Origin of the sequence: Streptomyces endophyticus, from assembly GCF_035798155.1 — a bacterium.
Lineage (GTDB): Bacteria > Actinomycetota > Actinomycetes > Streptomycetales > Streptomycetaceae > Streptomyces > Streptomyces endophyticus.
Genome location: NZ_JAOZYC010000005.1, coordinates 1 through 20,048, shown reverse-complemented (window position 1 = coordinate 20,048; position 20,048 = coordinate 1). Strand labels below are relative to the sequence as shown.

Here is a 20,048-nt window from a genome sequence, read left to right as displayed (position 1 = left end):
GGAGCCCCCGGAGGGGGCGGGTGGGTGGGAGGTGAGCGGGCACCGGCGCAGCCGGGCAGCGGGCGTGCTGCGCGCCTGACACGTGAGGCCCCGACCCCGACAAAGCCCGGTGCCGCGCACCGATCGCGCAAGACGCCGACCCCGGCAAAGCCCCGGCGCCGCGCAACGGTCCATGCAGGCGCCGACCCCGGGGCCCGGGGTGCCAAAGCCCCCGGAGGGGGCGGGCGGGTGGGAGGGGAGCGGGCACCGGCGCAGCCGTACACGGACGGCGCCGCACACCGATCACGTAGGGCGCCGACCCCGGCAAAGCCCTCGCCTCGCACACCAAACACGTAAGGCACCAACCCCGGCAAAGCCCCGGCCCGCGCACCGGTCACGGCAGGCGCCGACCCCGGCAACACCCACCCGGCCCCGCGCAACACATACCCCCGGTACAGCAAAGGGCGGGCCCCCGGTTCGCGTGGAACCGGGGGCCCGCCCTGGGAGACGTACGGGTCAGACCTTCAGCGGTCGGATGGCCGTCGGCGCGTGGCCCGGCTCCGTGGCCAGTTCCTCGAATTCCTTGACCGCGCTGATGTCCGCCGTCGGGCTCATGGAGATGTTCGTGATGCGCTCCAGGATCGCCTCGACGACGACCGGGACCTGGAACTCCTGGGCCAGCTTCTTGGCCTGCTCGAGGGCCGTGCCCAGCTCGTTCGGGTCCGTCACGCGGATCGCCTTGCAGCCGAGCCCCTCGGCGACCTTGACGTGGTCGACGCCGTAGACGCCCAGCTCGGGGCTGTTCTGGTTCTCGAACTCCAGGTTGACCTGGAAGTTCATGTCGAGGCCGATCTGGGCCTGGCGGATCAGGCCCAAGTAGGCGTTGTTCACCAGGACATGAACGTACGGGATGCGATGCTGCGCACCGACCGCCAGCTCCTCGATCATGAACTGGAAGTCGTAGTCCCCGGACAGGGCCACGACCTGGGTGTCCGGGTCCGCCTTGGCGACGCCGAGCGCCGCCGGGATCGTCCAGCCGAGCGGGCCCGCCTGGCCGCAGTTGATCCAGTGGCGCGGCTTGTAGACGTGCAGCATCTGGGCGCCGGCGATCTGCGACAGGCCGATCGTGGTGACGTACCGGGTGTCCTTGCCGAACGCCTTGTTCATCTCCTCGTAGACGCGCTGCGGCTTCATGGGGATGTCGTCGAAGTGCGTACGGCGCTGGAGGGTCTCCTTGCGCTCCAGGTGCGAGGCGACCCACGCGGAGCGGTCCGGCAGCTCGCCCGCGGCCTTCAGCTCCTTCGCCACCTCGACGAAGAGCTCAAGGGCCGCCTTGGCGTCGGAGGCGATCCCGTAGTCCGGGGCGAAGATCTTGCCGATCTGCGTCGGCTCGATGTCGACGTGCACGAACTTGCGCTCGCCCTGGTAGACGTCGAGCTTGTACCCGGTGTGCCGGTTGGCCCAGCGGTTGCCGATGCCGAGGACGAAGTCCGACTCCAGGAACGTGGCGTTGCCGTACCGGTGACCGGTCTGCTGGCCCACCATGCCCGCGTTCAGCTCGTGGTCGTCGGGGATCGTGCCCCAGCCCATCAGCGTAGGAATGACGGGCGTGTTGGTGACCTCGGCGAACTCGACGAGCAGGTCGCTCGCGTCCGCGTTGATGATGCCGCCGCCCGCGATGATCAGCGGGCGCTCGGATGCGACGAGCAGCTTGATCGCCTTCTCGATCTGGGCGCGGCTCGCGGCCGGCTTGTAGATCGGCAGCGGCTCGTACGTCTCCGGGTCGAACTCGATCTCCGTCTGCTGGACGTCGATCGGCAGGTCGATGAGGACGGGGCCGGGACGGCCCGAACGCATCAGGTGGAAGGCCTGCTGGAAGATGCCCGGGACCTGCGCGGCCTCCAGGACCGTCACCGCCATCTTCGCGACCGGCTTGGCGATCGAGGCGATGTCGACGGCCTGGAAGTCCTCCTTGTGCAGCAGGTGGCTCGGCGCCTGGCCCGTGATGCACAGGATCGGGATCGAGTCGCCCGTGGCGGAGTACAGGCCGGTGATCATGTCGGTCCCGGCGGGACCCGAAGTGCCGATGCAGACACCGATGTTGCCCGGGTTGGCCCGGGTGTAGCCCTCGGCCATGTGCGAGGCGCCCTCGACGTGGCGGGCGAGCGTGTGGTCGATGCCACCGCTCGCCTTGAGGTCCCTGTAGAAGGGGTTGATGGCGGCACCGGGCACGCCGAACGCGTTCGTGACGCCCTCGCGCTTGAGGATCTCAACGGCCGCGCGGGCGGCGGTCATTCGAGCCATGAGTGCTCCCGACTCCTGCTGTGACTGTGTACGGCTACGGCTGTCGGATTCGCGCTCCCGTCGCGCCCCGCGGCGAGCTCTGAATTCCGTCTCCCAGTCCCTGCTCGCTTGAGCCACCCTTTCGAGTAACTTTCACGATGTGGAAACTAGGTTCTGCTATATGGAAGCAATGTAGAGGGGCGCTTTGGAGGCCGTCAAGGTGGATGATGAGACTGACGTCGATCCGTTTCCGGGGCAGGACCGAGGGGGAGTTGCCATGGCCGAGCCCACCCACCTGCGCTGCCCCACCTGCCGGCGCGAGCATGTGTACGCGCCCCAGGCCCTGCCCTGCGCCTGCGGCGCACCCGTCGCGCCCCCGATGGTGCGCGGCGCGGCCCCCGTCCCCGTCTCCGAGCGCACCTGGGACGACGACTGGGTGACGCTGCGCTGCCCCATGTGCGGACGGCACGACCGGTGGCCCCGGCCGGAGCTGGGCTGCGCCTGCGGCTCGGTGCTGCGCGTCCCGGTCCACGACGACCAGGCCCCCGCACCCGCCCACATCCCGCTGCCCCGCACGGCCGCGCCCCCGCGCCCCGCGTTCCAGCCCGTCGCCATCCGCACCGCGCGCGACGCCGTGACGGCCGTCGCGCTGTATCTGCGCTGGCTCGGCTACGACGACGTACGCAGGGCCGACCAGCGCCCGCCCTCCGGCATCGGGCTCGCGGCGAGCGGGGTCGTCGCCCAGGTCGAGCCGTCGGTGCGGCCCGCGACGCTGCGCGACGTGGAGTGCCTGTGGCTGCAGTCGATGACGGAGTCCGCGACCTGCGCCTATTTCTCGCTGGCCGGATACGCGGACGAGGCCAGCAGCCGCGCCGACGTCCTCGGCGTCCCGCTGTTCGTCCTCGACCTGGCCGGGGTACCGCAACCGGTGAACAGCCCGGCGGACGAGCTGATCGCGGGCGGGACGTAAGCGGGCGGGACGTAAGCGGGCGGGGCGTAATTCCGGTGAGCGGGCGACCCGGTCCCGACATACTGGCCGGGTGATCATTCGTAGCGCCGAGCCCGCCGACCTCCCCCGCCTCCAGGCGATCGAGACGGCCGCGGGCGAGATCTTCCGTACAGTCGCCATGGACGCGGTCGCCGACGACGCGCCGCCCACGATCGCCGCGCTCGAGCGGTACCGGCGGGCGGGGCACGCCTGGGTCGCGGCCGAGGACACCGGGACCGTGATCGCCTACCTGGTCGCCGAGGCGGTCGACGGCGCCCTCCACGTCGAGCAGGTCACCGTGCACCCCGACGCCGCCCGCCGGGGCGTGGGCCAGACCCTGATCGCGCGCACCGCCGACTGCGCGCGCAACCAGGGCCTGACCGGTCTCACCTTGACCACGTTCGCCGACGTTCCGTGGAACGCCCCGTACTACGAGCGCCTCGGTTTTCGCCGGCTCTCCGGGGCCGAGCTCACACCGGGGCTGCGCGCGATCCGCGCGGCCGAGGCCGAGCACGGCCTGGACCGGTGGCCCAGGGTGTGCATGCGAAGGGAGCCGTGAGCTCCCTCTCTTCAGTTGCCCGTTCTACAACTCCCCGTACCCCTCTCGGAGTTCCACCTTCCGGACCTTCCCGCTGACGGTCATCGGGAATCGTTCGAGAAGGCGCAGCCGGCTCGGGATTTTGTAGTGCGCGAGCTGGTCACGACAGTAGTCGCGCACCTCGTCGAGAGTCAGCGTGTCCGCGGGGTCCCGCAGGATCACACAGGCGAGCACCTCCTCGCCGTACTTCTCGTGCGGCACGCCCACGACCTGTACGTCGGCGATCTTCGGGTGCCCGTAGAGGAACTCCTCGATCTCGCGCGGGGAGATGTTCTCGCCGCCGCGGATGATCATGTCCTTGATGCGTCCGACGATCTGCGCGTAGCCGTCCTCGCGGATGACCGCGAGGTCGCCCGTGTGCATCCACCGGCCGGCGTCGATGACCTCGGCGGTCTTCTCCGGCTCGTCCCAGTAGCCGAGCATCACGCTGTACCCGCGCGTGCACAGCTCGCCGCGTTCGCCACGCGGCAGTGTGACGCCGGTGACCGGGTCGATCACCTTGACCTCGATGTGCGGCAGGACGCGGCCGACGGTGCCGGTGCGGCGCTCCAGGTCGTCGTCGCGGCGCGTCTGCAAGGAGACGGGGGACGTCTCGGTCATGCCGTAGCAGATGGAGACCTCGTCCATGTGCATCTCGGCGACGACCCGCTTCATCACCTCGACCGGGCACGGGGAGCCCGCCATGATGCCCGTACGCAGGGTGCTCAGGTCGTACGTCGCGAAGTCCGGCAGGTTCAACTCCGCGATGAACATGGTCGGTACGCCGTACAGCGAGGTGCACCGTTCCTGCTGCACGGCGCGCAGGGTGGCGGCCGGTTCGAAGGACGGGCCGGGGATGACGACGCAGGCGCCGTGCGAGGTGGCGCCGAGGTTCCCCATCACCATGCCGAAGCAGTGGTAGAAGGGCACGGGCAGACACACCCGGTCCTGCTCGGTGTAGCCGACCGTCTCCCCCACCCAGTATCCGTTGTTGAGGATGTTGTGGTGGGAGAGCGTGGCGCCCTTCGGGAAGCCGGTCGTGCCGGAGGTGTACTGGAGGTTGACCGGGTCGTCGCACGACAACTCCGCCTCACGGGCCACCAGTTGCCCCTCCGTCGCACCGCCCGCGGACGCCACCAGGGCGTCCCAGCTTTCCGTGCCGATGAACACCTGGTCGCGCAACTGCGGGCATTCGGGAGCGACTTGCCGTACGAGCTCGCGATAGTCCGTGCCCTTGTGCTCGGTCGACGAGACGAGCAGCGAGACCCCCGACTGCTTGAGCACGAACGCCAACTCGTGTGCCCGGTATGCCGGGTTGATGTTCACCATGATCGCGCCGATCCGCGCGGTCGCGTACTGCACGAGCACCCACTCGGCGCAGTTGACCGCCCAGATGCCGACACGGTCGCCCTTGGCTATTCCCCGGGCGAGCAGGCCGCGCGCCAACTCGCCGACGTCCGCGCCGAATTGGGCGTACGTCCAGCGGCGCCCGCTGGGTACGTCGACGAGCGCCTCACGCTCGGGCCAGGACTCGACGGCCCGCCGCAGGTTGCGGCCGACGGTGTCGCCCAGGAGCGGCGCCTCGCTCGTTCCGTGCGCGTACGACAACTCCCCCGGGACGGCGCTCACTTGAAGTCCTCCTCGCGGTACTCGGCGGCGGACCCCTTGGCCGTGGCCTCGCGCAGCTCGATGCGGCGGATCTTCCCGGAGACCGTCTTGGGCAGCTCGGCGAACTCGATGCGGCGCACCCGCTTGTACGGAGCGAGGACCGCGCGGGAGTGCTCGAAGAGCAACTTGGCGGCGTCCGCGCCCGGTTCGTATCCCTCGGCGAGCACGACGTACGCCTTCGGGACGGCGAGCCGCAGCGCGTCGGGGGCGGGCACGACGGCCGCCTCGGCGACCGCCTCGTGTTCGAGGAGCGCGCTCTCCAGCTCGAAGGGGCTGATCTTGTAGTCGCTGGCCTTGAAGACGTCGTCGGCGCGGCCCACGTACGTCAGGTAGCCGTCGGCGTCGCGGGAGCCGATGTCGCCGGTGCGGTAGAAGCCGTCCGCCATCGACTCCGCCGTGCGCTCCGGGTCGCCGTGGTAGCCGACCATCAGGCCGACGGGGCGGGCGGAGAGGTCGAGGCTGATCTCGCCCTCGTCCGCGCCGGGCGCACCGGTCACCGGGTCGAGCAGCTCGACCTTGAAGCCGGGGCTCGGGCGGCCCATGGAACCGGACTTGAGGCGCTGCCCGGGGCTGTTGGAGACCTGGACGGAGGTCTCGGTCTGCCCGAAGCCGTCGCGGATGGTGATGCCCCAGGCGCGCTCCACCTGCTCGATGACCTCGGGGTTCAGCGGTTCGCCCGCAGCGACGACCTCCCTGGGCGGCGTCCGCAGGGCGGTGAGGTCGGCCTGGATGAGCATGCGCCACACGGTGGGCGGCGCGCAGAAGGACGTCACGCCCGCGCGGTCCATCGTGGCCATCAGGCGCCCCGCGTCGAAGCGCGTGTAGTTGTAGAGGAAGACGGTCGCCTCGGCGTTCCACGGCGCGAAGAAGTTCGACCAGGCGTGCTTGGCCCAGCCGGGCGAGGAGATGTTGAGGTGGACGTCGCCGGGGCGCAGGCCGATCCAGTACATCGTCGCCAGATGCCCGATGGGGTACGAGACGTGGGTGTGCTCGACGAGCTTGGGGCGGGCGGTCGTTCCGGAGGTGAAGTACAGGAGCAGCGGGTCCTCGGCGCCGGTCTCCCCGTCGGGCTCGAAGGTGTCGGCGGCGCCGGCGGCGTCCTCGTAGGCGAGCCAGCCTTCGTCGGCCGTGCCCGCGCCGACCACGATCCGGGTGTACTCCCCCGGCACCTCGCCGAACTTGGCGACGTCCTCGGGGCGTGCGACGACGTGCCGGGCGCGGCCGCGCTCGACGCGGTCGGTCAGATCGGCGGGGCCGAGCAGCGGCGTGGCGGGGATGACGACGGCCCGCAGCTTCATCGCGGCGAGCATGACCTCCCACAGTTCGACCTGGTTGCCGAGCATGAGCAGCACCCGGTCGCCCGCGCCGACGCCGTGCGCGCGCAGCCAGTTGGCGACCTGGTTGGAGCGGCGCCGCAGGGTGTCGAAGGAGAACCGCGCCTCGGAGTCGTCCTCCTCGACGATGTGCAGGGCGATCTTGTCGTTGCCTTCGGCGATGACGTCGAACCAGTCGAGGGCCCAGTTGAAGCGCTCGGGGCGGGGCCAGGAGAAGCCCTCGTACGCCGAGTCGTAGTCCCGTGCGTGCTCCAACAGGAAGTCACGGGCTGTGCGGAACTGCTGCGTGGGTCCGTTCGCCGTCGGTCCGTTCGCCGTCGTCATCTGCGCTCCGTATGTCCTTGGGTGGCCCGGGTTCCACCTCATGTCCCGCACCGTCGCGGGGCCGTGTCTGCCATCGTGTAGGGAGTGACGCAGGTCTCACCACCCCCATACGGGGGTGAACAGTGCGCGGCGAGGTGATGGACGGGTGGGCGCAGGAACGGCCGAGGCGGTCGAGATGCGGGCGGCGCTGGTGCGGCTGCGCCGGGGCACCGGGCTTCCGGTGGCCTTCGGCGGGCTGACCGCGGGCGTGGAGCGGGCGGCGGGGCAGGTACGGATCGCCGAGCTCAGCGGCGCGTCGACCGGCGCGTTGCGCGGCCTCGGCATCGTGGCGGGCAACGGTCTTGGCGGCAAGGCCCTCTCCCTCGCCAGGGCGTGCGCCGTCACCGACTACCAGGGCTCGCGGCACATCAGCCACGAGTACGACGCCGCGGTCGCGGCCGAGGGCCTGCACTCGGTCCTCGCGGTGCCCGTCGTCGTACGGCGCCGGGTGCGGGGCGTCCTGTACGCCGCGCTGCGCACGGCCCGGCCGCTCGGCGACCGGGCGCTCGACGCGGCGATGGCGGCGGCGCGGGACGTGGAGCAGGCGCTCGTGGTGCGCGACGAGGTGCAGTCCCTGCTGGCCGTGACGCGGGCCCCCGCCACCGGGGACATCGGGGCGTGGGAGGAGGTCCGGGAGGCGCACGGGGCGCTGCGGGCGCTCGCGCCGAAGCTCGTCGATCCGGGGTTGCGGGGCGAGCTGCTCGCGGTGTGCGGCAAGTTGGCCGTGGCGGCGGAGCCGGTGCGGCCCGCGGAGGCGCCGGTGACGCTCACGCCGCGCGAGGTGGACGTGCTCGCTTGCGTGGCGGCGGGCGCGACGAACGCGGGGGCGGGCGAGCGGCTCGGCCTTCGCCCGGAGACCGTGAAGGGGTATCTCCGCTCCGCCATGCGGAAGTTGGGGACGCACACGCGGGGAGAGGCCGTGGTGGCGGCTCGGCGGGCGGGGATACTGCCGTAGGGGCGCCGGGGCCCGGCGATTGTCAGTGCCGTGGGCTTCAATGGTCTGCGTGGGGTGAGGGACGGGACGGACGGAGGGGGCGAGGTCATGGCGGACATGGCGGGCATGGTGTCGATGGACCGGTACCTGGCGTTCGCGGCGATGTCGCTGCTGGTGATCGTGGTGCCGGGGCCGAGCGTGCTGTTCGTGATCGGGCGGGCGCTCGCGCACGGGCGACGCACGGCGGTGGCGACGGCGCTCGGCAATGTCGTCGGCTCGTACCTGCTGGTGGTGGCGGTGGCGCTCGGGATCGGCGCGCTCGTGGAACGGTCGGCGGCGCTGTTCCTGGCGGTGAAGCTGGCGGGCGCGGCGTACCTCGTGTACCTGGGCGTGCAGGCGTTCCGGCACCGGCACGAGCTGAAGGCCTCGGACATCCGGGGCCCGTCGGGACCGCCGCGCGGCGATCTGCGGACGATGGCCGACGGCGTGCTCGTGGGGGTCACGAACCCGAAGGGCATCGTGTTCTTCGCGGCGGTGCTCCCGCAGTTCGTGAACCACGACGTGGGTCATGTCAGCACGCAGATGCTCCTGTTGGGCCTGATCCCGATCTCCATAGGCCTGGTCACCGACACGCTGTGGGGGCTCACGGCATCGGCGGCGCGCACCTGGTTCGCGCGCTCGGACCGGCGGCTCTCGATGATCGGCGGGACAGGCGGCTTCGCGCTGATAGGCCTCGGCGTGACGGTGGCGGCGACGGGCCGCGCGGACTGACGCTCATGTGCGGACGGTGCCGAAGTCCACGGTGACCGGTCCCGGCGCTTCCAGGACGGCGGCGGTGCGCTCGGCTTCGGCGACGAGTGCGTCGCGCTGGGCGCGCGTGAGGGTTCTGAAGGGTTCAAGGGTGAGCACGGTGCCCGCGCCCCCGTTCTCCTTGTCCTCCTTCAGGGTCCAGAGACCGGCCAGGAATCCGTCGACGAGGAACGTCAAGTAGGCGGTGTTCACTCGCCAGTTGCTGCCCCGGTCGACCTCGTGGATCACTCGAGTGCGGTCGGCGTGCGACAGGAGGAGGTTGTCGAACTCGGCGAGCAGGCGCGGCGGCGCGGGCGTGTCCTCGTCGGGGCAGGGCGCGTCGGGCAGGTCGAACAGCTCGACGCCGCGCTCGTCGCGGAAGGTCACGAGCCGGGGCCGCAGCCGCTCGAAGGCCTCCTTGGTCCGGGTGATGCCGGCCCACTGCTGGAAGTCCTTCACCGAGGCGGGCCCGAAGGCCCCGAGATAGCGCAGGATCGTGTCGTCGGGGGCGGGCGTCGGCTCGGCGGGCCGGCCGAACCACTGCTCGGCGGTGGTCAGCCGCACCCCGCCGCTGCGCCGCCACAGACCGCGCGGTGTGACCTGGACGAGAGGGAGGCAGCCGCGGGCCGCGATGGTGAGGGCCTGCGGGTCGGCATCGGGCCACTGCCCCAGGAGCAGCTCCCGGATCTCCTTCGGGGTGCGCGGCTCCTCCTCGACGTAGCGCCGGGTCAAGGCGGTGAGCCGGTCCAGGTCGACGCCGACGAGGCCCTTGCGGAACATCCGCAACTCGCGGTCGCGGGCGGGCTGCACGAGGGGGCGCAGCGTCATGCAGTCGTCGGCGGTGTGCAGGTGGATAGTGGAGCGCATGGTGACGAGTCGGGCCACGTGGCGCCGCTCCAGGGCGGTGGAGAGCGCGGCGGGGGTGAAGTCGGCGAGGCGAGCGGCGAGTGCCAGATAGGGCGGCCGGACCTCCTGCGCCTGCAGCCCGAGCAGCCGTTCGATGGCACCCTCGGCGCTCAGCGGGCTCCGGTCGAGCAGGAGTTGGCGTTCCAGGGTGGCGCGTCCCAGGGCGCGGGCGGTCATCGGCTTCGTCGTCATACGGGGAAGGTAACGGCAAATGAGGCCAGGTACTGTCCTCGATACCGCGATGCGCTGCACCGTGGTGTCACCTTCGCTGGTTACCCTGCCGGAGACCCGTCAGCGTCAATCACTCGACCACGGAGGGAGGCGGCGATGCCACGACGGCAGGGACGAGCCGGCCGGAACGAGCACGGTGGGGCGCGCCGCTACTCCTGGCGCCGGTCGACCGACCCGGCACCCCCGCCCTCCGATCCGCCGAGCGCGCCCGCGGCCGCCGCGGCGCCGCAGGACCAGGACAGTGTGGTGAACGCGGCGCTGTACCGGGACGGGGTGCGGGTCGCGACCCCGGAGACCCTCACGGACACGTACCGGCAGCTGCGCGAGAAGCCCCGCACGATGGCGTGGATCGGCCTGGCCCGCCCCTCCGACTCGGAACTCAAGTCGCTGGCAGCCGAGTTCGACCTGCACGAACTCGCCGTCGAGGACGCGATGGAGGCACACCAGCGCCCGAAACTGGAGCGCTACGGCGAGACCCTCTTCGTCGTCCTGCGCGCGGCCCGCTATCTGGACGCGCCGGAGGAGGTCGACTTCGGCGAGCTGCACGTGTTCGTGGGCCCCGACTTCGTCATCACGGTCCGGCACGGCGCGGCCCCCGACCTGTCGGCGGTCCGCACCCGCATGGAGGCGACCTCCGACCTGCTCCGACTCGGCCCGGAGGCGATCCTCTACGCCATCCTGGACGCGGTCGTCGACGGCTACGCGCCGGTGGTGTCCGGGGTCCAGAACGACATCGACGAGATCGAGACGGAGGTCTTCTCCGGCGCCCCCGCCGTTTCCCGCCGTATCTACGAACTCTCCCGCGAAATGGTCGAGTTCCAGCGCGCGACCCGCCCCCTGGTCGGCATGTTGCACGCCCTGATGGCGGGCTTCGCGAAATACGGCACGGACGAGGAACTCCAGCGCTACCTCCGTGACGTGGCCGACCACGTCACGCACACCAGCGAACGCGTCGACTCCTTCCGCCAGGCCCTCGCCGACATCCTCACGGTGAACGCGACGCTGGTCACCCAGCAGCAGAACGCGGAGATGCGAGCGCTGGCGGAGGCGGGCTTCGAACAGAACGAGGAGATCAAGAAGATCTCGAGCTGGGCGGCGATTCTCTTTGCACCCACACTCGTCGGCACCATCTACGGCATGAACTTCGAGAACATGCCGGAGCTCGGCTGGGGGTTCGGGTACCCCTTCGCGATCGGCCTGATGGGGATCGTCTGCGTCAGCCTGTACGTGATCTTCAAGCGGCGCGACTGGCTGTGACGCACGAAGGCCGTGGCCCGCACCCGGTCGCCCCGGGTGTCGCGCCACGGCCTTCGCCGTAGGACCGCCTCAGCGCCTCAGTGGCTCAGCTCCACATCCACGTCGTTCCTACCCGTGCCGTTGAGGGTCAGCGGGAGGGCCTGCGGGGCGTAGCCGCTGGCGACGACGGTGTACTGGCCGGCGTCGAGGTCGTCGAAGGCGTAGGCGCCGTCGATTCCCGTGACCGCCGTGCCGACCGTGTTGCCCGCCGAGTCGAGGAGGGTGACACGGGCGTCGTCGAGCGGGGTGCCGGACGCGTCGCGGACCACGCCGTGGACGCGGGCGCCGGGGACCAGGCGGACCTCGCAGCGGCCCGGGGCTCCGGTGGCGACCTCGACCGGGAGCGCCGTGGGCCGGTGGCCCTCCGCGCTCACGGCGAGGGTGTAGTGGCCGGGGGCCAGGTCACCGAAGGCGAAGTTGCCCTGGGCGTCCGCGGCGCCCGACGCGATCACCTCGCCGCGTACGTCGGTGGCGAACACCAGCGCGCCGGGCACCGGGAGTTCGCCCGCCGCCGCGACGACGGTGCCGGTCAGGCCCGCCGCCCCGGCCAGCATCAGGTCGAAGTCGAGGAAGCCCTCGCCGACCGTCAGCGTCGTGGCCTGCGGCTGCCGGGAGCCCGCGGAACCGATCAGGACGTACGTGCCACCGGCGGGAGCCGCGAGCAGGTACGCGCCGTCGGAATCCGTCGTCGTACGGCCGAGTTGACCGCCCCTGAGGTCGATCAGCGTGACGACCGCGCCCACGAGCGGCGAGCCGTCGCGTTCGCGTGCGTGGCCCTTGATGCCCGCGGAGGAGGCATCCGCCACCACCGTGTCCACCGGCGCGGGGGCCGGAGCGGACTCCGGGTCCGGCTCCCCCGTCTCCTCCTTCTCCCCCTTCTCCGCCGCCTCGCGCGCCTGAAGGCCCGACATCGTGCGCAGCGGGACCTCCTTGGTCCACAGGACCATCAGGAACGCGAGGACGATGACGCCCGCCGCGATCAGGAACACCACGTGCATGGCGTCCGCGAAGCCCTGCTTGAAAGGCTCCGCGAGGCGCGGGTCGAGGTGCTGGATGAACGAGGAGTCGGACAGGACGTCGCCGCCGCCCCCGCCGGAGCCCTTGACCATGTCGAGGACCGGCTTGTTGGCGGGGTCGGAGACGACCGCCGGATCGTGCAGCGCCGCCTGGAAGTCCGCGGTGCGGGCCGCCGACCTGAAGGCCTCGGAGATCTTGTCGCCGACGTTCGAGAAGAGGACGGAGAGGAAGATCGCCGTACCGGCGGTGGCGCCCATCTGCCGGAAGAACGTGGACGACGCGGTCGCCACGCCCATGTCCTGCGGCGGCACCGCGTTCTGCACCGCGAGCACCAGCGTCTGCATGCAGCAGCCCAGGCCGAGCCCGAACAGGCCCATGTAGAGCATGGTCTCCCACAGCGGGGTGTCCCACTCGACCTTGAAGTGGAAGAGCAGCAGCGCCGCCACCATGAAGAGGGTGCCGAGCGTCGGGAAGATCTTGTAGCGGCCGGTCTTCCCGGTGATCTGGCCGGAGACGATGGACGCGATCATCATGCCGGCCATCAGCGGCAGCATCTCGAGACCGGACTTGGTGGGGCTCGCGCCCTTCACGATCTGGAGGTACTGCGGGATCATCAGCATGCCGCCGAACATGCCCGCGCCGATCAGCACGGACAGGAAGCTGGTCTTGCTGAAGATGGGGTTGCGGAACAGTCGCATCGGGATGAGCGCGTCGTCGCCGACCCGGCGCTCCACGAGTATCCACGAGACGATGCCGACGCCGCCGAGGACGTAGCAGACGATCGAGCCCGTCGAGCCCCAGCCCCACTCGCGGCCCTGTTCGGCGACGAGGAGCAGCGGCACGACGCCGAGCGCGATGGTGAACGCGCCCCACCAGTCGATCCGCCGGTCGCGGCGGACGTGCGGGATGTTGAGCACCTTCGCGACGACGAACAGCGCGACGACGGCGATCGGCACGTTCACCAGGAACACCCAGCGCCAGCCGGTGACGCCGAGGATGCTGTCCTGGCCGGCGAGGGCGCCGCCGATGAGCGGTCCCGCGACGCTGGACGTGGCGAACGTGGCGAGCATGTAGCCCTGATAGCGGGCCCGTTCGCGCGGCGGCACGATGTCGCCGATGATCGCGAGCGCGAGCGACATCAGGCCACCGGCGCCGATGCCCTGCACCGCGCGGAACGCGGCGAGTTCCGGCATCGACGTCGAGAAGGTGCACAGCGCCGAACCGACGATGAAGATCGTGATCGCCGCGAGGAAGTACGGCTTGCGGCCGTGCAGGTCGGACAGCTTGCCGTAGAGCGGCGTGGCGATCGTCGAGGTGATCAGGTACGCCGTCGTCGCCCAGGCCTGCTGGCTCAGTCCGTCGAGGTCGTCCGCGATGGTGCGGATCGAGGTGGAGACGATGGTCTGGTCGAGCGCGGCCAGGAACATCCCCAGCATCAGGCCGCTGAGGATGGTGAGGATCTGCCGGTGGCTCAGGCCGCCGGACGTGGGGGTCTGTTGGGGGGTGGATATGGCTTGGGTAGCGGTGTCTCCGCGGGACGCGGACACGGCCTCAGTCATTCTTGCGTTGCTCCCTGCTCGCCACCGGGCCCGGGGACTTTCCCGGGCTCGGGACGCGCGTATTCAAAGTCTTGCAGATCGTCATTGAGGCGGGAGAGCAGCCGGATCAGCTGGTACCGGTCCTCCTCGGGCCAGGGCTCGAGGAGTCGGGCGAAACCCGCGTCGCGCTGGCGCCGGTACTCCTCGAACGTGGCCGTCCCGGCGGCGGTGGCGCGCAGCAGCGCACCCCGCCGGTCCTCCGGGTCCGGACGCCGTTCGACGAGTCCCTTGTCGACCATGGCCCGCACCTGGCGGCTGACCGTCGACAGGTCGAGAAAGGTCGCGGCGGCCAGGTCGGTGGCGCGGTGTTCGCCGTCGCGCACCAGCTTGGCCAGCAGGACCCGTTCGCCGGACCGGCTCTCCAGCCTGGCCTTCTGCCGGTAGGCAGTCAGCAGCCTGGAGAACCGCACCAGTTGCGTACCGAGTCCCGCCGCGGCGTCCTCGGCACTCGCGCTTCCCGTCACCGGGTTGTCGTCCGCTGCTTCACGGTCATGGACCGTCCCCTTGTCCATGTCCCGCCTTCCCGTTCACATTCAGTTGCTTGTATCGAGCAAGTGAGTGTAACCGCCCTTTATAAGCGCTTCACCAGGGGGCCGCAGGAAGGTCGTCTACGCAGGTCAGGCGGGCGCCAGAAGGATCACGGAGTTGTGTCCGCCGAAGCCGAAGGACGTGCTGAGGGCGAGGGACGTGGGCTGCTGACGGGCGGTGCCCGCGACGGCGTCGATGTCGAGCGCGGGGTCGGGCGCGGTGAGCCCGGCGGTGGGCGGCACCACGTCGTCGCGCAGCGCGAGGACGGTGAGCGCCGCCTCGATCGCGCCCGCCGCGCCGAGGGTGTGCCCGAGCGCGCCCTTCGCGGAGGTCACGGGTGGCCGGTGCGGGAAGACGCGGGCGAACAGCGTGGCCTCCATGGCGTCGCCGCGTGGGGTGGAGGTGCCGTGCGCGTTGATGTGGTCGACGTCGCCAGGTGCGGCGCCGGCCTCGGCGAGCGCGGCCCGCACGGCCCGTTCGGCCACGCGGGCCTCGGGGTGCGGGGCGACCAAGTGGTGGGCGTCGGTACTGGTGCCGTAGCCGACGAAGGACGCGAGACGGGGCGCCGAGCGGGCGGCGGCGTGCTCGGCCCGCTCCAGTACCAGCGCGCCCGCGCCCTCGCCGATCACGAAGCCGTCGCGGTCCGCGTCGAAGGGGCAGGAGCGCCGGTCGGACAACGCGCCGAGCTGTGCGAACCCGGCCACGTACAGCGGGAGGACGGACGCGTCCACGCCGCACACCACGGCGATGTCGCACTGCCCGGAGGTCAGCAACTGCCGCGCGGCGCCGAGCGCGCTGCTCCCCGCCGCGCACGCCGTCATGACGGGGAGGGTGGGACCGGTGACGCCCAGGTGCAGCGCGATGGTGGCGCACACCATGTTGGGCAGGAAGCCGGTGAGGAAGTACGCGGAGACGCTGCTCGCCCCGCCGCTCGCGAACCGCTCGGCGGCGGTCTGCCGGGTCTGCTCGCCGCCCATGGACGAACCGGTGACCACCGCGACGCGCGAGCCGTCCCACTCGGCGGGGTCGAGCTTGGCCCGGTCGAGGGCCTCGCCGACGGCGGTCAGCGCCATGCGCGCGGCGGGGTCGAGGTGCCGGACACCACGCGGCCGTACGGGCAGTTCGTCCGCGCCTTCGACCCGGCAGCTCAGGGTCACCGGAAGCCCGGCGAGTGCGAGCGTCGGGTCGGGTCGGGCGGCGGAGCGGCCCGCGAGGACGGCGGCCCAGGTGCTGTCGGCGTCCGGGCCCGCCGCGGTGACCAGGCCGAGTCCGGTCACCAGGACGCCGCTCACCGGCCGCGCCGCGCGTCGACGCGGGAGCTGAACTCGGCGAAGGGCAGCTCGCGCAGCTCGTCCTCGGTGACGGTGACACCGAGCTCGTCCTTGAGTGTCACGGCCAGCTCCACGACCATCAGCGAGTCGGCGAGCAGGTCGGCCATGGGGGTGTCCGGGGTGACGGCGGCGCGGTCGACCTCGAACGTGTCGACGAGCATGCCCGTGATCACGTCGAGGGTCGTGGGGTTCTGTGAGGGTGCGGGGGTGTTCATGATCTGAAACAAACCACCCCAATAGAACCTTTAGCCTTGCGCACACCAACTTTCAGCACAAAGTGGGACCTTGTGAGCAACCTTGAGACCAACGTGGACGACGTCCTCGGTTGGCTGGCCGACGGCTATCTGCGCGTCGAGACATCCGGCATCGAGCACATCCCGGCGACGGGCCCCGCGATTCTTGCGGCCAACCACTCCGGCGCCTGGGGGTTCGACGGCTTCGTCCTCAACAAGGTTCTGCGCCGCGAGCTGACCCGGCCGGTGCACCTCTACGCCGACGAGCTCGTGTTCCGGCTGCCGGCGCTCGCCGCGTACGCCCGCCGGCACGGCGTCTTCGGCAACGACCCGACACTCGGTCGCGACCGGCTCACGCGCGGCGATCTGGTCGGCGTGTTCCCCGAGGGCATGGACGGCGTCGGCAAGGACTTCTCCCTGCGCTATCGACTGCGCCCCTTCCACCCCGGATTCGCCGCCACCGCGGTGCTCACCGGGGCGCCGGTCCTCCCGGTGTCCATCGTGGGCGCGGAGGAGACGTTCCCGAAGCTCGGCGAGATCGGGGCGCTCGCCCGGCGGTTCGGGCTGCCGTATTTTCCCGTGACCACGCCGCTGCCGCTGCCGGCGAAGTGGTTCGTCACGGTCGGCGAGCCGATTCCGGCCCCGGCCGCGGACCCTTCGTACGCGCGGCGCTCGGCCGCGGCGCGGCGCCTGTGCGACGAGGCGTGGGTCACGGTACAGGAGATGGTGGACCGGGACCGCGGGCGCAGGAGGACCCCGTTCTGGTAGGTCAACAGCCGTAAGGAGGGCTTCAGTTGGCGAGCCAGTCCGCGGCCCTGCGGGCGTCGGACGCCGCCGTGGCGCAGCGTTCCGCGTGGGCGAGCAGCGTCATCCGGCACCGCTCTCCGAAGGCGTCGTGGTTCCAGCCGGGCTGCCGCGCGCAGTCGGCGAGCCGGCGTGCGTGCTCTTCCAGGCGGCGGGCTCCCGCGGAGGCGAGCGCTGCGTAGTGGGCGGGGGCCGCGCCCGCGTCGGGGCCGGCGGGCGCGTCCGGTGTCCCGTGCGCGCCCGAGTCGGCGTCGGCGTCGGCCTCGGTCAGGGCGCGGACGAGTTCGGTGGCGGCGAGCACGCCGAGATCCGCGGCGGCGCAGGGGACGCGCGCCGCACACAAGTCCGCCGCCGGATCCGTGGCCCGGTGGTCCCGCTCCTCGTCGTCCAGGTCCCGCAGCCACGCGGTCGCGCAGAGGATCTCGGTGTCCGCCGCGACCGTCATGTCCTCCCACTCGAACGTCGCCACGACCGCGTGGACCGTGGCGGGCAGCGGCGGCCGTTGGCGCAGCGCCTCTGCCACGCTCCGCTCGGCGCCCTCCTCGGTGAGCAGCGCGAGGGCCTGCGGCACCGTCTCGGTGAGGGCGCGGGTGACGACCTCCAGCGCGTGCTCCACGTACGCCCGCTCCTCCTCGGTGTCCGCGCCGTCATGGACGTACGGCTCGATGCGTCGCGCCAACGCGGCGCGGCGCGCGTCGTGCTCGGCCCGGCCGACCGAGCGCGCGGTGGCCTCGACGAGGGCGCTGACGACCGTGTCACCGTCGGCCTCCGCGCCGAGGACCAGACGCCTGGCGAGACGTTGGGCGGCCGCGCACCACTCGGTCCGGTCGAAGCCACCGACCGGCCGCCGTGCCGCGAGCAGTCCCGCGCCCGTCTCGGTAGCAGCGGAGCGCACGGCCACCGGGTCGACGGACGGCGGCGGCGCCGCGTGCGGGGTCAGGAACGTGCGGCGTCCTTCGGTGTCGAGGGCGGTGACGGCGCCGAGGGCGCCCGCCTCCGCCGCCCGCCGCAGCAGGGCGTCGGCGTCCTCGGCGGAGAACGGCATCAGGAACGCGCCGAACGGCGTGGCCATCCGTGTCGGTCGCCCCGCCCTGGCCCGCCGCACCTGGGCGAGCGCCTGTCGGGTCAACTCGCGCCGGGTGAAGGGCTGGAGGCCGAGGGCGCGGGCCGGCGCGTCGATCCACGAGACCCGCTGGGCCGCGAGCGCGGCGCTGACCAGAACGTTCTCCAGGGGCCAGGCCGTCGGCGGACGACGGGATGCGGTGGCTGTGTTCATGGCGTTCATGGCGTTCATGGCGTTCATGGCGTTCATGGCGTTCATCGCCGAACTCCCCGTGGTCGTCACTTGTCGAGCAGCTGATAGGGCTGGTTGCCGACGATCTCGCCCTCGTATGCCGTGATGAGCGCGTTGACGCGGGCCCGGTGCGGAAGGTCGTCGCTGCCCAGCGTGGAGGCGTAGGCCTGCGGGGCGTGCGAGAGCGGGTAGTCGTACGTCTCGTCGAGCCAGGCGAGTTCGAGCCAGTTGTCGGGTACCCCGCCGGCGGAGGCGGGGCCCCGGCCGTCGAGCCCCGGGATGACGTCGTGTTTGTTCACGAGGCTGACCACCTGGACCGCCGGGTCGATCGGGCGCTTGTTGTCGATGGGCGACCCGACGGTGATCACATGCGTGAGCCGGTACGTCGACACGACGTCGAGGTCGCAGGCGAGGTTCATCGCGGTGATCCCGCCGAGGCTGTGGCCGACGATCATCAGCTCGGAGCCGACCGGCACCCCCGCGCGCACCAACAGGTCCTTGACCGCGCGGGTGTACGTCGTGTCGGTGCGCAGCATCCCGTCGAACGCCCCGACGAGGTCCTGCGGTGTGCTGTTGCTGAGACGGCCGAAGCTGGTGCCGGGCAGCATCAGCACATGCCGCCGGGCGCCGTCGGCACAGTCGACGCGGCGCAGCAGGGCCAGGCCGTGGTTGCCGAGCGCGGAGATGTCGTCGATGTAGCGGACGATGTCGTTGTCCGAGCGGGTCAGGACGCGGGCGAGCATCGCGTCGGGCTCGACGCGTTCGGCCCGACCGGGCCCAGGATTCAGGTGTCTGATCAGTGCGGCGGGCAGACCGATCAGGGGGTCGGTGCCGGGCACTCCGCCGGCCAGCGTCACCCAGGAGAAGTCGTCATTGGTCGGGTTCTCGTCGAGGAGGCTGCTCAGGGCGAGCAGTTCCATGATCACGGGGGTGAGCGTCGTGAGGGTGCGGGTGAGGCCGAGGAGGTCGCCCAGCTCCCGTGCGGCGCGCAGCGCTTCGAGCCTCCGGCCCGCGATCACCGCGTCGGTGAGCCGCTTGGCGAGCGGCTGGGCCAGGTTCGGGTGCTCGCGGGCCGCGGCCTCGATGCGGAGCGCGAACGCGTCGACGGCCATCGCCACCGCGGCGGGCCTGCGCCGGGCGACGGCCCCCAAGGAGCGGAAGGCCTCACCGACGATGCCGCCGTTGGCGGCGAAGCCGAGCCCGGCGGGGTTGGTCACGGCGCGGGCCGCCGACAGCGCCGCGCCGAACGCCCAGCCCGGTCTGCGCAGCGCCTGGAGCCCGACCCGCCAGCTGGATCCCGCCGCGGTCAGCTCCGCGCCGGTCCACCGAGCGGCGAGCGCCGCGTCGGCGAGCAGCACGGAGGCCGCGATCAGCAGATCCGCGTCGGTGCGGTCCGCGGCTGTCGGCGCCGGTTCCGGTTCCGTTTCCGGCTCCGGCGGGGCCTGCGCGGCCTTCGCCATGTCGCGCTTGTGGACTGTCTGGACTGCCATCCCGGCCACCTCGTCCCTGGAACCCGTCGGCGGGGCCGGCCCCGCCACTCAGCAGTAGTAGACCCGCACGCGGCGGTCCCCGGCAGGGCCGTTGCGGCCACTCGGGTGAGTCACGGAGCGTGCCCGCCGGGGCCTCGCGATGCGAGGCGTGCCGCATATTCGCAGGCCACGACGGTTCACCGGGTCCGAGAGCCGCCCGAGTGAATCACCGAGCGTGTGCGCGTGCCGGGGCGTCGCGCGGCGGGCGCCCCGACCAGCATGCCGGTGTGATCATCGGGAGGTTTACCGGCAGGACGCCACGCATGCTGCTCGCCGGGCTGTGCCTGGATGGTCAGCTCCTGGACGCCCTGGAGCTCCATGAAGGAGAACGGGTTCTCCGAGCCGTAGATCGGCGCGAAGCCGAGG

Annotated in this window: 17 protein-coding genes; 6 read left to right on the top strand and 11 right to left on the bottom strand. The window is 71.6% G+C overall.

What is annotated here, in order from left to right; all coding sequences use genetic code 11:
• Window positions 1-495: 495 nt before the first annotated feature.
• Window positions 496-2,283, bottom strand: a complete 1,788-nt coding sequence (gcl, locus tag OKJ99_RS02790) for a glyoxylate carboligase (RefSeq protein ID WP_326014072.1) — start codon at window positions 2,281-2,283, stop codon at window positions 496-498.
• A 256-nt stretch (window positions 2,284-2,539) separates the two neighbouring features.
• On the opposite strand from gcl, the gene OKJ99_RS02785 reads away from it, so the two are divergent.
• Together OKJ99_RS02785 and OKJ99_RS02780 are read left to right on the top strand one after the other, a co-directional pair.
• Window positions 2,540-3,232 (top strand): hypothetical protein, encoded by a 693-nt coding sequence (locus tag OKJ99_RS02785; protein WP_326014071.1) that lies wholly within the window; start codon window positions 2,540-2,542, stop codon window positions 3,230-3,232.
• A gap of 70 nt (window positions 3,233-3,302) precedes the next feature.
• Window positions 3,303-3,809 (top strand): GNAT family N-acetyltransferase, encoded by a 507-nt coding sequence (locus OKJ99_RS02780; RefSeq protein WP_326014070.1) that lies wholly within the window; start codon window positions 3,303-3,305, stop codon window positions 3,807-3,809.
• 24 nt (window positions 3,810-3,833) lie between these two features.
• Here OKJ99_RS02780 and OKJ99_RS02775 read toward each other — a convergent pair whose 3' ends face one another.
• Both OKJ99_RS02775 and OKJ99_RS02770 read right to left on the bottom strand, forming a co-directional pair.
• Window positions 3,834-5,456, bottom strand: coding sequence for an AMP-binding protein (locus tag OKJ99_RS02775; RefSeq protein ID WP_326014069.1), 1,623 nt, complete (start codon window positions 5,454-5,456; stop codon window positions 3,834-3,836).
• A complete protein-coding gene (locus OKJ99_RS02770) occupies window positions 5,453-7,153 on the bottom strand; it encodes an AMP-binding protein (protein WP_326014068.1) in 1,701 nt (566 codons plus the stop codon). Before OKJ99_RS02770 ends, OKJ99_RS02775 begins: the two co-directional genes overlap by 4 nt.
• 175 nt (window positions 7,154-7,328) lie before the next feature.
• Between OKJ99_RS02770 and OKJ99_RS02765 the strand changes: the two genes are divergently transcribed.
• Entirely contained in the window at window positions 7,329-8,147 is an 819-nt protein-coding gene (locus OKJ99_RS02765) for a response regulator transcription factor (RefSeq protein ID WP_326014074.1), read from the top strand.
• Window positions 8,148-8,252: 105 nt separating this feature from the next.
• A complete protein-coding gene (locus tag OKJ99_RS02760; RefSeq protein WP_326014073.1) occupies window positions 8,253-8,897 on the top strand; it encodes a LysE family translocator in 645 nt (214 codons plus the stop codon).
• 3 nt (window positions 8,898-8,900) lie between these two features.
• Here OKJ99_RS02760 and OKJ99_RS02755 read toward each other — a convergent pair whose 3' ends face one another.
• Window positions 8,901-10,013, bottom strand: a complete 1,113-nt coding sequence (locus OKJ99_RS02755; RefSeq protein WP_326014067.1) for a winged helix DNA-binding domain-containing protein — start codon at window positions 10,011-10,013, stop codon at window positions 8,901-8,903.
• A gap of 135 nt (window positions 10,014-10,148) precedes the next feature.
• Between OKJ99_RS02755 and OKJ99_RS02750 the strand changes: the two genes are divergently transcribed.
• Window positions 10,149-11,309, top strand: a complete 1,161-nt coding sequence (locus tag OKJ99_RS02750) for a magnesium and cobalt transport protein CorA (RefSeq protein ID WP_326014066.1) — start codon at window positions 10,149-10,151, stop codon at window positions 11,307-11,309.
• A gap of 77 nt (window positions 11,310-11,386) precedes the next feature.
• Here the strand turns inward: OKJ99_RS02750 and OKJ99_RS02745 are convergent, their stop codons facing one another.
• The 4 genes from OKJ99_RS02745 to OKJ99_RS02730 form a co-directional block, all read right to left on the bottom strand.
• Window positions 11,387-13,924, bottom strand: a complete 2,538-nt coding sequence (locus tag OKJ99_RS02745) for an MFS transporter (protein WP_326014064.1) — start codon at window positions 13,922-13,924, stop codon at window positions 11,387-11,389.
• On the bottom strand, window positions 13,921-14,475 hold the full coding sequence (locus tag OKJ99_RS02740) for a MarR family winged helix-turn-helix transcriptional regulator (RefSeq protein ID WP_326014063.1): 555 nt from the start codon (window positions 14,473-14,475) through the stop codon (window positions 13,921-13,923). The genes OKJ99_RS02745 and OKJ99_RS02740 overlap by 4 nt, the downstream gene beginning before the upstream one ends.
• 105 nt (window positions 14,476-14,580) lie before the next feature.
• Complete coding sequence (locus tag OKJ99_RS02735; protein WP_326014062.1) at window positions 14,581-15,783, bottom strand: beta-ketoacyl-[acyl-carrier-protein] synthase family protein; 1,203 nt, start codon at window positions 15,781-15,783, stop codon at window positions 14,581-14,583.
• Window positions 15,780-16,037 (bottom strand): acyl carrier protein, encoded by a 258-nt coding sequence (locus OKJ99_RS02730; RefSeq protein WP_326014061.1) that lies wholly within the window; start codon window positions 16,035-16,037, stop codon window positions 15,780-15,782. The genes OKJ99_RS02735 and OKJ99_RS02730 overlap by 4 nt, the downstream gene beginning before the upstream one ends.
• Before the next feature lie 72 nt (window positions 16,038-16,109).
• Here OKJ99_RS02730 and OKJ99_RS02725 point away from each other — a divergent pair, with 72 nt between their 5' ends.
• On the top strand, window positions 16,110-16,823 hold the full coding sequence (locus OKJ99_RS02725; protein WP_326014059.1) for a 1-acyl-sn-glycerol-3-phosphate acyltransferase: 714 nt from the start codon (window positions 16,110-16,112) through the stop codon (window positions 16,821-16,823).
• Window positions 16,824-16,845: 22 nt separating this feature from the next.
• Here the strand turns inward: OKJ99_RS02725 and OKJ99_RS02720 are convergent, their stop codons facing one another.
• From OKJ99_RS02720 to OKJ99_RS02710, 3 genes are all read right to left on the bottom strand, one after another.
• A complete protein-coding gene (locus tag OKJ99_RS02720) occupies window positions 16,846-18,180 on the bottom strand; it encodes a hypothetical protein (protein WP_326014058.1) in 1,335 nt (444 codons plus the stop codon).
• Window positions 18,181-18,200: 20 nt separating this feature from the next.
• On the bottom strand, window positions 18,201-19,643 hold the full coding sequence (locus tag OKJ99_RS02715) for a lipase family protein (RefSeq protein WP_326014057.1): 1,443 nt from the start codon (window positions 19,641-19,643) through the stop codon (window positions 18,201-18,203).
• 176 nt (window positions 19,644-19,819) lie between these two features.
• On the bottom strand, window positions 19,820-20,048 hold a 229-nt coding region (locus OKJ99_RS02710), incomplete at its 5' end, for a hypothetical protein (RefSeq protein ID WP_326014075.1).

Excerpts from the sequence above, each read along its gene's own strand:
- gcl (WP_326014072.1), bottom strand. The coding sequence starts at position 2,283 with ATGGCTCGAATGACCGCCGCCCGCGCGGCCGTTGAGATCCTCAAGCGC.
- OKJ99_RS02785 (WP_326014071.1), top strand. The coding sequence starts at position 2,540 with ATGGCCGAGCCCACCCACCTGCGCTGCCCCACCTGCCGGCGCGAGCAT.
- OKJ99_RS02770 (WP_326014068.1), bottom strand. The coding sequence starts at position 7,153 with ATGACGACGGCGAACGGACCGACGGCGAACGGACCCACGCAGCAGTTC.
- OKJ99_RS02765 (WP_326014074.1), top strand. The coding sequence starts at position 7,329 with ATGCGGGCGGCGCTGGTGCGGCTGCGCCGGGGCACCGGGCTTCCGGTG.
- OKJ99_RS02760 (WP_326014073.1), top strand. The coding sequence starts at position 8,253 with ATGGTGTCGATGGACCGGTACCTGGCGTTCGCGGCGATGTCGCTGCTG.
- OKJ99_RS02755 (WP_326014067.1), bottom strand. The coding sequence starts at position 10,013 with ATGACGACGAAGCCGATGACCGCCCGCGCCCTGGGACGCGCCACCCTG.
- OKJ99_RS02750 (WP_326014066.1), top strand. The coding sequence starts at position 10,149 with ATGCCACGACGGCAGGGACGAGCCGGCCGGAACGAGCACGGTGGGGCG.
- OKJ99_RS02745 (WP_326014064.1), bottom strand. The coding sequence starts at position 13,924 with ATGACTGAGGCCGTGTCCGCGTCCCGCGGAGACACCGCTACCCAAGCC.
- OKJ99_RS02740 (WP_326014063.1), bottom strand. The coding sequence starts at position 14,475 with ATGGACAAGGGGACGGTCCATGACCGTGAAGCAGCGGACGACAACCCG.
- OKJ99_RS02730 (WP_326014061.1), bottom strand. The coding sequence starts at position 16,037 with ATGAACACCCCCGCACCCTCACAGAACCCCACGACCCTCGACGTGATC.
- OKJ99_RS02720 (WP_326014058.1), bottom strand. The coding sequence starts at position 18,180 with ATGAACGCCATGAACGCCATGAACGCCATGAACGCCATGAACGCCATG.
- OKJ99_RS02715 (WP_326014057.1), bottom strand. The coding sequence starts at position 19,643 with ATGGCAGTCCAGACAGTCCACAAGCGCGACATGGCGAAGGCCGCGCAG.